We start from the raw sequence: 12,772 nt of genomic DNA on the forward strand, positions 1-12,772 counted from the left end.
CGCACGCTTTGCTTGAGCACCAGAAAACTTGCATTTCAATTAAAATTGTTTTTCGCGACAGCCTTACACGGACATGATGAATACCAAGACCCCGATCGATTCCTTCAGCTTTCGCCGCATCCTCGCCCGCAATGTGACCTTGCCGCTGGTCATCGGGGTCGTCACGGCCCTCGTGTTTGTCGGCCTGATCGCCTACCTGCTCTCGGCCCTGCGTTCGGTCGAGCATTCCGAACGGGTGATCGGCAATGCGAATGAAGTCATGAAATTGTCGGTCGACCTGGAAACGGGCATGCGCGGCTACCTGCTGACGGGTGATGAAACCTTTCTGGCACCGTATAAATCGGGCAAGGCGAAGATTGCCGTCGAAATGACGACCCTGCTCGAACTGGTGTCCGACAGTCCCATCCAGACGGACCGCTTGCGCCGCATCCGCGCCCTGCAAGGCCAGTGGCTCGATTACGCCGAAGGCGTGATCGCCCAGCGCCGCAGCAATCAGGAATTCCTCGCGCGCGTGCGTCAGGGCGAAGGCAAGCTGGAATTTGATGAAATCCGCCGCGAATTCCTCGCCTTCCTTTCCCTGGAGCAGCGCCTGCGCCAGGAGCGGGCCGATACGGCGGAAAGCCGCACCATGCTGGCCGTGGTGGTGTTCCTGATCCTCAGCCTGGGATTGTCCGGCTTGCTGGCCTACCTGGGACGGCGCGAACTGCTGCGCCTGTCCGATATCTACAACGATGCGCTCGCGCAGCGCGGCAAGGACAACGACGTGCTGCAGGAGCAAGCCTGGCTGCGCACGGGGCAGACGGAGCTGGCGGCACATACGAGCGGCCAGCTGGGCCTGCCGCAACTGGGACGGCACGTGCTGGACTTCCTGGCCCACCGCCTCGACGTGGCCGTGGCCACCCTGTACGTCGTTGACGAGGATGGCAGCCTGCGCCGCACGGCCGTGTACGGCTTCAATGAACAGGGCGTGAAGGACAAGCAGGTGTTCAAATTGGGCGAAGGCCTGGTGGGCGAGACGGCGCGCGAAAAGCGCCTCAAGCATGTGCGGCAAGTGCCCGACGATTATCTGACCGTGACGTCGAGCCTGGGCCGCGGCGCGCCGCTGGAGCTGGTCTTGACGCCCGTCAACAATGAAGGCCTCGTCAACGGCGTCATCGAGCTGGGCTTTACGCATCCCGTCAGTGCCCGCGCCAAGGAATGGCTGAACCTGATTGCCACGAATGTCGGTACCTCGCTGGAAGCGGCCCTGTACCGCCAGCGCCTGCAAAATGTGCTGGAAGAAACCCAGCAACTGAATGAAGAGCTGGAAGTGCAGCAAGAAGAACTGCGCACGGCCAATGAGGAGCTGGGCGAGCAGTCGCGCGTGCTGGAACAGTCGCAAGCCCACCTGGAAGAGCAAAAGGCGGCGCTGGAGCAGTCGAACGAGCAGCTGGCCGTGCAGGCGCTGTCGCTGGACCAGAAAAACATGGCCATCGGCGAGGCGCACGCCCAGCTCGAAGCGCGCGCCGAAGAGCTGCAGCGGGCCAGCCGCTACAAGTCCGAATTCCTGGCGAATATGTCGCACGAGCTGCGCACGCCCCTGAACAGCTCGCTGATCCTTTCCAAGCTGCTCTCGGACAACAGCAGCGGCAACCTGACGCCAGAGCAAGTCACGTTTGCGCAGACCATTTATTCGGCCGGCAACGATCTATTGACACTCATCAACGATATCCTCGACATTTCCAAGGTCGAGGCGGGCAAGCTGGAATTGACGCCTGACGCCGTGCCCTTCGACGAACTGCTCAGCAGCATGAAGATGCTGTTCGGCGCTCAGGCGCAGCAGAAGAAACTCATTTTCGACGTCAAGGTGGCGCCGGACGCCCCGCCGTCCTTCGTCAGCGACCGCCAGCGCCTCGAGCAAATCCTGAAAAACCTGCTGTCGAACGCCATCAAGTTTACGGATGCGGGCACGGTGTCGCTGCACGTGAGCACCGGCGCGGCCGGCCAGGTGCGCTTCCAGGTGCAGGATACCGGCATCGGCATCGCTGGCGACCAGCAACAGAAGGTGTTCGACGCCTTCCACCAGGCCGATGGCACCACCAGCCGCCGCTATGGCGGCACGGGCCTGGGCCTGTCGATTTCGCGCGACCTGGCGGCCTTGCTGGGCGGCAGTATCGAGCTGGCCAGCACGCCAGGCCAGGGCAGCACGTTTACCCTGGTGCTGCCGGCCGTCATGCCGGAACGCGCGGCGGAAGTCAGCACGGCGCCAGCCGCGGCGCCACGGCCGCCCGCCGCCGTGCCCAAGGCCGTGCCCGCCGCCAAGCCCGTGCCGCTGCCGACCTTCCAGGATGACAGGAATAGCGTGCCGGCTATCAAGACCGGCCAGCGTTCCGTGCTGGTGATCGAGGATGAGCCGTCGTTTGCCGGCATCCTGTTCGATCTCGCGCATGAAATGCAATACCGCTGCCTGGTGGCGCATGGCGCCGACGAAGGCTTGCGCCTGGCGGAAGAATTCCTGCCCGACGCCATCCTGCTCGACATGGGCTTGCCGGACCGTCCGGGCTTGCTGGTCTTGCAGCAGCTCAAGGAAAACCCGCTGACGCGCCACATTCCCGTGCACATCGTCTCCGGCAACGACCAGATCCAGGAAGCCATGCAGCTGGGCGCCATCGGCTACGCCACCAAGCCGCGCACGCGCGAGCAGCTGAAGGACGTGTTCCGCAAGCTCGAATCGAAATTCACGCAGCAGATGAAACGCATCCTGCTGGTCGAGGATGACGAACGCCAGCGCGAAAGCGTGGTGCATCTGATCAGCGACGATGACGTGGAAATCACGGCCGTGGCGCTGGGCGAGCAGGCGCTGGAGTTGCTGAAAACGCAGATTTTCGACTGCATGATCATCGACTTGAAGCTGCCCGATATCCAGGGCAACGAGTTGCTCGAACGCATGGAACATGAGGAACTGTGCTCGTTCCCGCCCGTCATCGTCTACACGGGCCGCAACCTGAGCCGCGAGGAAGAAGCGGACCTGATGAAGTATTCGCGTTCCATCATCATCAAGGGCGCCCGTTCGCCCGAGCGCCTGCTCGACGAAGTAACCTTGTTCCTGCACAAGGTGGAGTCCGAACTGTCGAGCGAGCGCCAGGGCATGCTGCAACAGGTGCGCAGCCGCGAGCGCGTGTTTGAAGGGCGCAAGATTTTGCTGGTGGACGACGACGTGCGCAATATCTTTGCCCTGACGAATGCGCTGGAACAGAAAGGCGTGGTGGTGGAAATCGGCCGCAACGGCTTCGAAGCCATCAGCAAGCTCAACAGCGTGGACGATATCGACCTCGTGTTAATGGATGTCATGATGCCGGGCATGGATGGCCTGGAAGCGACGCGCCTGATCCGCGCCGATGGCCGCTACAACAAGCTGCCCATCATCGCCATTACCGCCAAGGCCATGAAGAATGACCAGGAGGAATGCCTGCAGGCCGGCGCGTCCGACTACCTGGCCAAGCCGATCGAGCTGGACCGTTTGTATTCGCTGCTGCGCGTGTGGATGCCGAAGATGGAACGCATGTGATGTCCCTGCGCACCACGGACGCGCAACTGCATGCGCTGATGGAAGCCATCTGTCAGCGCTACAGCTACGATTTTCGCGACTACTCCCTGCCCTCGCAGCGCCGCCGGCTGAACCAGGCGCTCGAGCGCTTCCATTGCGCCGACTTGCCCGCCTTGCAGCAGCTGGTGCTCGACGACCCGTTGGCCTTTGGCAAGCTGCTGCAGATTTTGACTGTACCGGTCACGCAAATGTTCCGCGACCCGGCGTTTTTCCGCACCTTGCGCGAACAGGTGGTGCCCGTGCTGAAAACCTACCCGTCGCCGACGATCTGGGTGGCCGGCTGCTGCACGGGAGAAGAGGCGCTGTCGCTGGCCATCGTGCTGCACGAGGAAGGCTTGCTTGAACGCAGCACGATTTACGCCACCGACATCAATCCGCAAGCGCTGGCCACGGCCGCGCGCGGCGTGTATCGGCTACACCGCATGGCCGACTATGGCGCCAACTATCTGGCCGCAGGCGGCCTGGGCCAGCTGGCCGACTACTACACGGTCGAACACGCCACGGCGCGTTTCCAGCAGCGCCTGCTCGACAAGATCAACTTTGCCGACCACAGCCTGTCCACGGACAGCGTCTTTATTGAAACGCAATTGATTTGTTGCCGTAACGTGCTGATTTACTTCAATAAAACCTTGCAGGAACGGGCCCTGGGCCTGTTCCACGACTCGCTGTGCCACCGGGGTTTCCTGGGCCTGGGCAGCAAGGAAAGCACGCATTTCACCCGCTTTGCCGCCGACTTCGAGCCCTTGCCGGGTCCCGAAAAGCTCTACCGCAAGCGTGCGCCGTCGCACGCCGCTTCCCATTACGCTGGACGGCACATGCCAGGAATGAAACATGATGAATGAAACAAGCACCAAACTGCTGATCGTCGACGACTTGCCGGAAAACTTGCGCGCGCTCAATGCGCTGATCCGCGAGAGCGACCGCAGCGTCTACCAGGCCTCGTCCGGCGAAGAGGCGCTGGCCCTGCTGCTGGAACACGATTTCGCGCTGGCCATCCTCGACGTGCAAATGCCGGAAATGGATGGTTTTGAACTGGCACAATTGATGCGCGGCACGGAAAAGACGCGCCACATCCCCATCGTCTTCGTCACGGCCGCCGGCAAGGAAATGAATTTTTCCTTCCAGGGCTATGAAAGCGGCGCCGTCGACTTCCTGCACAAGCCGCTCGACATCAATGCCGTGCAAAGCAAGGTCAACGTCTTTGTCGCCCTGCACCAGCAGCGCAGCGAGACGCGGCGCCAGGTGCAGGCGCTCGAGCACAGCCGCCAGCAGCAGGAAGCATTATTGAAAGAATTGCGCGCCACCCAGGCCGAACTGCAGCGCTCGCTGCGCCTGCGCGACGAATTCATGTCCATGGTGGCGCACGAACTGCGCACGCCCTTGAACACGCTGTTCCTGGAAACGCAGATGCGCACCGTCAACCTGGAACGGGGCAACCTGGCCGCCTTCGAGCCGGAAAAGCTGGGCAAGATGGTGGCGCGCGACGGACGCCAGATTCGCAGCATGGTGCGCCTGATCGACGACATGCTCGACGTCTCGCGCATCACCAGCGGCAAGCTGTCGATCCGCCGCGAGGCCGTCGACCTGACCAGCCTGGTGCGCCGCGTGGCCGACGACCTGGGCCCGTATGCGGCCACCACGGGTAGCGTGCTGGAAGTCATGGCCTTCGAACCCATCCAGGGTTTCTGGGATGCCTTCCGCGTCGAGCAGATCGTTGTCAACCTGATCAGCAACGCCGTGCGCTATGGCCAGGGCCAGCCCGTGGAAATCAGCCTGGCGCATACGCAGAACAGCGCCGTCATCGAAGTGCGCGACCATGGCATCGGCATCAACGCGCGCGACCAGGAACGCATCTTCGATGCCTTCGAGCGCGTCATGCACCAGGACCGCACGGGTGGGCTGGGCCTGGGCCTGTTCATCACCAAGCAGCTGGTCGATGCGCATGGCGGCGCCATCACCCTGCAAAGCCAGCCCGGCAGTGGCGCCCTGTTCAGCGTCACCCTGCCACTGGCTGGAAGCTGAGGCCCGCATGAGCAGCACTCCTGCCACCAGCAGCCAGGCCGGCGCCAGCGGCGTGGCGTTCCTGCTGCACCTGGAACACCGGCTGCGGCTGCTGCAAGACACGGGCGAGATTCTGTCCCTGTCGACACAATTGCTGGGACAGCGCCTGGGCGTCCAGCAAGTGGCCTGTTTCGATATCGACCAGACCCTGCAGTGCCCTACCCTGCAGCATGCGTGGAGCGATGGCCTGGCGCCGGGCGCCGCCGGCGAGTATTTCCTCGGCGATTATGCGTCCCGCCTGGCCGAGGCCTTGGCGGCCGGCCAGGCGCTGGCCGTCAGCGATGTGGCCAGCGACCCGCGCACGGCGACGCCGGCCGCGCTGGCCGCGTTTGCGCGCCTGGGCATCCATGCCTTCCTGAACATTCCCATCACCAAGGAGGGCCGGCTGGCGGCCCTGTTCGTCGTGCACAGCCGCGCGACGCGCCTGTGGCATGCGGACGAGATCGAACTGGCCATACAAGTGTCGGAACGGGTCTGGTCGACCATTTTGCGGGCCCGGGCGGAATCGCGCCTGCGCGCCCTCAGTGCCAGCATGGAAACGCAAGTGGCCGAGCGCACGCGCGAATTCGGCCGCACCTGGAACGTCAGCCCCGATTTGCTGGGCGTGCTCAACCTCGACGGCTATTTCGAGCACTCGAACCCCGCCTGGCAAGCCACCCTGGGCTGGTCGGCGGAGGAAATTCGCACGACGAAATTTTTTGAACTGATCCACCCGGACGACTTGCCGCGCACGCATGCGGCCTGGGAAGCGGCCAACCAGGGCCAGCCGGCGCTGCGCTTCGAAAACCGCTACCGCCACAAGCTGGGCGGCTGGCACTGGCTGTCGTGGGTGGCCGTGCCCGAGGGCGAGAAGGTGTATTGCAGCGCGCGCGACATCACGGTGGAAAAGAAACTGGAAGCGGAGCTGGCCGCGCGCAACAGCGAGCGCGAGCGGCTGTGGCGCAGCGCGCAAGACTTGATGGTGGCCATCGATGCCGAAGGCTGCTTTGCCGCCGTCAACCCGGCCTCGGCAGCCATCCTGGGCTGGCTGCCCGAGGAAATGCTGGGCCGCAGCCTGTTCGACTTCGTGCTGCCCGAGGATGCCGCCGCCACGCGCCAGGCCCTGGCAAACGTGACCCAGGAAGCCATGCCCAGCTTTGAAAACCGCTACCGGCACCGCGAGGGCGGCCACCGCTGGCTGTCCTGGGTGGCAGCAACCGAAGGCGACCTGATTTTTGCCACCGGGCGCCATGTCACGCTGGAAAAGGAAGCGGAAAGCACCTTGCGCAGCATGCAAGAATCGCTGCGCCACAGCGAGATGGCCCTGCTGCAATCGCAAAAACTGGAAGCGCTTGGCAAGCTGACGGGCGGCGTGGCCCATGATTTCAATAACGTCCTGCAAATTATCTCCGGCAATCTGCAACTGCTGCAGCTGAGCCTGGAAGACGACCCGCTCGCCGCCAAGCGCATCGCCAGCGCCTCGGCCGCCGTGGAACGGGGCGCCAAGCTGTCGGCCCAGCTGCTGGCCTTTGCACGGCGCCAGCCATTGAAACCGCTGGTGACGGACCTGGTGCAACTGCTGCGTTCGACGGAAGAGCTGCTGCGGCGCGCCACCGGCGAAAGCATCGACACGCGTTTGCTGCTGGCCGACGATTGCTGGCGCGCCCTGGTCGACCCGCATCAGCTGGAAAACGTCATCCTCAACCTGGCCATCAACGCGCGCGACGCCATGGATGGCCAGGGCCAGCTGACCATCGAACTGGGCAACTGCGTGCTGGGCAGCGACTACGCGGCGCGCCATGCGGACGTGGCACCCGGCGAGTACGTGCAGCTGGCCGTCTCGGACACGGGCACGGGCATTCCCGCCGATCTGCTGGACAAGATTTTCGAGCCATTCTTCACGACGAAAGGCGAAGGCACGGGCCTGGGCCTGTCCATGGCGTACGGTTTCCTGCGCCAGAGCGGCGGCCACCTGACGGTGGACAGCCTGCCCGGCCACGGCAGCACCTTCCGCATCTACCTGCCACGCTCGCTCGAAGCGGAAACGGAACTGCCGCTGCAACTGAGCGGCCCCGTGCTGGGCGGCAAGGAAACCATCCTCGTCGTGGAAGACGACATGCAGGTGCAGACGACGGTGGTGGACATGCTGCGCGGCCTCGGCTATGCCGTGCTGCGCGCCAGCGATGGCGAAAGCGCGCTGGCCATCATCGGCAGCGGCGTCCCCATCGACCTGCTGTTTACGGATGTGGTGATGCCGGGCAAGGTGGCCAGCACGGAACTGGCGCGCCAGGCCCGCGTGCTGCTGCCGCAGCTGGCCGTGTTGTTTACCTCCGGCTATACGCAGGACGCCATGATGCAGGGGGGGCGACTGGAACCGGGCGTGGAATTATTGAGCAAGCCGTACCGGCGCGCAGACCTGGCGCGGCGCATCCGCCACTTGCTGGCCAATGGCCGCCACGTGACGGCCCTGCACCAGTACCGCGCGCAGCTGGCACCGCAACCTCCCACACCCGCGCAGCCAGCGGGACGCCATATTCTGTTGGTGGAAGACAATGCGGATGCGCGTGCCATGACGGGCGAACTGCTGACCATGCTGGGTCACACGGTGCTGGCCGTGGGCACGGCCGAGGAAGCCTTGCCCCTGCTGGGCACGCCGGGACTGGAACTGTTGCTGACCGATATCAGCCTGCCGCAGATGTCGGGCGTCGAGCTGGCCGAACTGGTGGCCCGCGACCATCCACGGCTGGAAATGGTATTTTCCACCGGCCATGCGCCGGCCAATTCCGGCGTGCTGGATCCGGCCGCGCGCTTCCTCGTGAAACCATTCACCATCGAGCAATTGCAGCAAGCCTTGCTGCCGCCAGCCCGGCAAGCCAGCAAACCAAGCTAATATACGTCGAGCCGGCGCGCCTTCAGTGCGCTGGCCAGCTCTTCCAGGCCAAACGGTTTGCGCAGGAAACGCGCGCTGGCGTCCTGCATCAGGCTGGCGCCCCAGTCGTGCCCGGAAGCGAACACCACGTCCAGCTGCGGCCAGTGCGCGCGCGCATGGCGCGCCAGTTCCAGGCCGGACATGGTGGGCAGGCTGATGTCCGTCACCAGCACGTCCAGACCCGGCATGGCCAGCAGGGGCAAGGCCGCCTCGGCGCTGGCCACGCCGTGCACGGTGTGCCCCAGCATATTCAGCATTTCCGTCGTCATTTCGCGCGCATCGTCATTGTCTTCCACCAGCAGGATGCGCCGCCCGGACGGGTCGGGCGCGCCCACCAGGCGACGGTCGGCCAGCACATGGCGGATGCGCCGCGCCAGGTCTTCACGCTGGTAGGGTTTGCTGAGCAGCTCCACGCCCGGATCCAGACGGCCGCCCTGCATGATGGCGTTATGCGTGTAGCCCGAGGTAAACAAGACGGCCAGTTCCGGCAGCAGCAATTTGGCCTGCTGCGCCAGTTCCTTGCTGCTGACGGGGCCCGGCATGACCACGTCCGTAAACAACAAATCGATGGCCACGCCCGTGCCCAGCAGGGCCAGCGCCGAGGCGCCATCGTCCGCATGCAGCACGTCGTAGCCGAGGCCGCGCAGCATGTCGACCACCGTGTGCTGCACGGGCGCATCGTCTTCCACCACGAGGATGGTCTCGCCGCCGCCCAGCACGGGTCCCGTCAGGCCCGGTGGCGGCTCGGCCAGCTTTTCCAGCGAACGGGGCAGGTAAATCTTGAAAGTCGTGCCGGCGCCCGGCGCGCTGTGCACCTTGATGTGGCCCGCGCTCTGACGGATGAAGCCGTAAGCCATGGACAGGCCCAGGCCCGTGCCCTCGCCTTCGCGCTTGGTGGTGAAGAAGGGCTCGAAGATCTGGTCGATCACGTCGCGCTCCATGCCATGGCCCGTGTCGGTGATGGTCAGCAGCACGTATTGCCCCTCCAGCACGTCGGCATGCAGGCTGGCATAGGCGGCATCGAGCGTGACGTTGCTCAAGGTAAAAGTGAGGCGCCCGCCCTTCTCCATCGCGTCGCGCGCGTTGATGGCCATGTTCAGCAGCACATTTTCCATCTGGTTCGGGTCGACCAGGGTATGCCACAAGCCTTCGCTGATGAAGGTTTCCTCGGCAATCGCCTCGCCCAGGGCCCGGCGGATCAGCTCATGCATGCGGCGCAGCAAGCGCCCCAGGTCCGTCACCAGCGGCTTCAGTGGTTGACGCCGCGCAAAGGCCAGCAGTTGCGACGACAGCTTGGCGCCCCGTTCGACGGCCGAGGCGGCAGAATCGAGGCGCCTGGCTGCCTGCGGATTGTCGGCCACCGTCAGTTTCAGCAACTGTAAATTGCCCGAGATAATTTGCAGGACGTTATTGAAATCGTGCGCCACGCCGCCCGTCAGCTTGCCGATCGATTCCAGCTTTTGCGCCTGTAGTAAAGCCTGTTCGCTGCGCACCAGCGCCAGCCGCGCCTCTTTTTCATCGGTGACGTCGCGGCCGATGGCGTGGATCAGTTTTTGCGCCGGCACGGCCGTCCAGGAAATCCAGCGGTAGCCGCCGCCGCGGCGCCGGTAGCGGTTTTCCATGCGCAAGGTGGGCGCGCCATGGGCCAGGCGCGACAAGTCCTGCAAGGCCGCCATGCGGTCGTCGGGATGCACGAGACTGATAAAATCCATGCCCAGCGATTCGATTTCCGGCCGGTCCAGGATCTTGCTCCAGGCGGGATTGACGGCGATGATCATGCCGGCCAGGTCCGCCACCAGCATGATATCGGTCGACAGCCGCCACATGCGGTCGCGGTCGGCCGTGCGGTTGGCCATTTCCACTTCCAGCGAGGAATTCAGGTAAGCCATCTTTTCCAGCACGTTCTTCTGTTCCTGCACGTCCGTATTCGTGCCCACCCAGCGCAGCACCGTGCCCGCCTCGTCGAACAGGGGCAAGGCGCGCGCCAGGAACCAGCGGTAGGCGCCGTCGCTGGCGCGGCGCATGCGGAACTCGTGTTCGTAGGCGCTGGCCGTGGCGACGGCCCGGTCCCAGCTTTTCTGCGTGGCCTGCACGTCGTCCGGATGCACGCAATGGCGAAAACCGCTGGTGACCAGCGACTTCAGCGATTGTCCCGTGTATTCGCACACCTGTTCGTTGACCCAGTAGGTGGCGCCGCTGCCATGCGCCAGCCAGGCCTGGTTCGGCATGGTCGAAGCGAGCGAACGGAACTGCGCTTCGCTATCGAGCAAGGCGTTGCGCGCCTGCCAGTGTTCGTCGATATCCTCGCACGAGCCATACCATTTCGCGGGCTGGCCACGCCCGTCTTGCCGGCAGTACGCGCGCGAATGCACCCAGCGGTACTGGCCATCCTGCCGGCGCACGCGCATTTCCTGGTCGAACGGCTGGCCGCTGGCCACCGCTTCGCTCCAGGCCGCCAAGGAATGGGGGATGTCCTCGGGGTGGATGGCTTCCAGCCAGCTGGTGCCGAGGCCGCTGCCGCCCGTCCATTCGCGCCAGCGCTGCGCGACATAGTCGAGCTTGCCGTCGATGTCGGCCGTCCACAGTACTTGCGTGTTCAGTTCGATGGCGTAGTGAAAGTGTTCGCGGCTGTCGTGCAGCGCCTGTTCCAGCTGGCCCCGCTCGATGACATGCGCGGCCACGCGCGCGGCCAGCGCCAGCAATTCGATCTCAGGTTGCGTGGGGTGGCATGGCGCCTGGAAAAACAGGCCCAGCACGCCCAGGATATGCCCCTTCGCGCCGAAGACGGGGGCGACCCAGCAGGCGCGGTAGCCGTGCAGCATGGCTTCCTTGCGTCCCGCGCTCCAGTGTACGTCGCGCGTGATGTCGCCGCAATACACGGGCGCGCCGGAAAAGGCGGCCGTGCCGAACGGGGACGGCTGTTCGCCGCCATGGCGCAGGGCCAGGCACAGGTCTTGCGGCAGGCTGGGCGCGGACAAGCCGCAAAAGCGGTCGGACTCGTCGATGAGCACGAGGCAGGCATGCGCCCCGCCCTCGGCCAGGTCTTGCAGGGCCAGCAACAGGTGTTCCAGTGCAGGAGCCAGGTCGGCGCCTGCCGCGATGCTGCCCAGCGCACTATGCTCGGCGTCCAGCAAGGAAAGAATATTGTTTGCGTGCACCGTGTCGATATGGGGAAAACTGATGCCCGGAATATACCATGGGGCACCCCTCTTGCAGGAGGAAAACAGCGCGCCGCTTGATCTCCGCGTCCACGCGACCCTATGCTAAAGTGTTGCTCTCTTCTCAAGCCAATCCCAGCATGCCTACTTCCTTGCCGCCCTCCCTGATCGCCACCGCCCTGCACGCCTGCGTCCACGGCGCCGTCGCCGCCCCCATGAGCCTGGACGACTACCTGGCCCTGAACGGCCCCGCCCCCACGGCGCAGATCGCCTATGGCCCCGCGCCTTCGCAATACGCGCAGCTGTTCCGGCCCGAAGGCGGCGGACCGTTCCCCGTCGCCGTGCTCGTGCATGGCGGCTGCTGGACGGTGGCCTTCGGTGGCATCAAGCAAATGCGCAACGTGGCCGGCGCCCTCGTGGCGCAAGGCATCGCCGTGTGGAATGTGGAATACCGGCGCGTCGACGAGCCGGGCGGCGGCTATCCGGGCACCTACGAAGACATGCACGCGGCGCTGGGCAGCCTGCAACGGCACGCAGAGCAGTACCAGCTCGACACTGGCCGCATCCTCGCCATGGGCCACTCGGCCGGCGGCCAGCTGGTGCAATGGATCGCCGGCAGGGAAAAGCTGCCGAAGACCAGCCCCCTGTACCGCGACAAGTTCCTGCCGATCAAGAATATCCTCAGCCTGGGCGGCCTGGCCGACCTGCGCCACGAAAAGGACTTGATCAAGACCAGCTGCGAGCGCGACATCGCCCAGCTGGCAGGCAGCGCCAGCACTGAGCGCCCCGACATCTACAGCGACACCAACGCCGCCGACCTGATCCCCAACGGCAGCCGCACCGTCCTGATCACAGGCGAGCTCGACACCATCTCCCCCCCCAGAGTCGCGCACGACTATGCTGCCAGGGCAATCAAGGCCGGCGACCATGCGGAGGTGCTGATTTTGCCGGGGGCCAGTCATTATGACGAGATTGCGGCGACGTCGAAGGCTTGGACGATGATTTTGCCGGTGGTGCGGGGGATGCTGGGGATGGATTTGCAGGAAAAGTCTAATTAAT

6 protein-coding genes are annotated in these 12,772 nt (G+C 64.6%); 5 read left to right on the forward strand and 1 reads right to left on the reverse strand.

The features are described from left to right. Nucleotides 1-76: 76 nt before the first annotated feature. From AC54AF_RS16150 to AC54AF_RS16165, 4 genes are read left to right on the forward strand one after another with little or no spacing between them, the layout of a single operon-like run. A complete protein-coding gene (locus AC54AF_RS16150) occupies nucleotides 77-3,547 on the forward strand; it encodes a response regulator (protein WP_496637360.1) in 3,471 nt (1,156 codons plus the stop codon). Further along, nucleotides 3,547-4,428: a CheR family methyltransferase gene (locus tag AC54AF_RS16155; protein ID WP_496637361.1), complete on the forward strand. Its 882-nt coding sequence runs from the start codon at nucleotides 3,547-3,549 to the stop codon at nucleotides 4,426-4,428. The genes AC54AF_RS16150 and AC54AF_RS16155 overlap by 1 nt, the downstream gene beginning before the upstream one ends. Continuing rightward, nucleotides 4,418-5,608 carry a hybrid sensor histidine kinase/response regulator gene (locus AC54AF_RS16160; RefSeq protein WP_496637362.1) on the forward strand — a complete coding sequence of 397 codons (1,191 nt, stop codon included), beginning with the start codon at nucleotides 4,418-4,420 and terminating at the stop codon, nucleotides 5,606-5,608. Before AC54AF_RS16155 ends, AC54AF_RS16160 begins: the two co-directional genes overlap by 11 nt. A 7-nt stretch (nucleotides 5,609-5,615) precedes the next feature. Next, nucleotides 5,616-8,516: a hybrid sensor histidine kinase/response regulator gene (locus AC54AF_RS16165; RefSeq protein ID WP_496637363.1), complete on the forward strand. Its 2,901-nt coding sequence runs from the start codon at nucleotides 5,616-5,618 to the stop codon at nucleotides 8,514-8,516. Here AC54AF_RS16165 and AC54AF_RS16170 read toward each other — a convergent pair. Then, on the reverse strand, nucleotides 8,513-11,713 hold the full coding sequence (locus tag AC54AF_RS16170) for a PAS domain-containing protein (protein WP_496637364.1): 3,201 nt from the start codon (nucleotides 11,711-11,713) through the stop codon (nucleotides 8,513-8,515). The two genes, AC54AF_RS16165 and AC54AF_RS16170, sit on opposite strands and share 4 nt — an antisense overlap. Nucleotides 11,714-11,853: 140 nt before the next feature. On the opposite strand from AC54AF_RS16170, the gene AC54AF_RS16175 reads away from it, so the two are divergent. Further along, nucleotides 11,854-12,771, forward strand: coding sequence for an alpha/beta hydrolase (locus AC54AF_RS16175; protein WP_496637365.1), 918 nt, complete (start codon nucleotides 11,854-11,856; stop codon nucleotides 12,769-12,771). The last annotated feature ends 1 nt before the right edge of the window (nucleotide 12,772 follow it).

The organism is Janthinobacterium sp. JF4 (genome assembly GCF_059617925.1).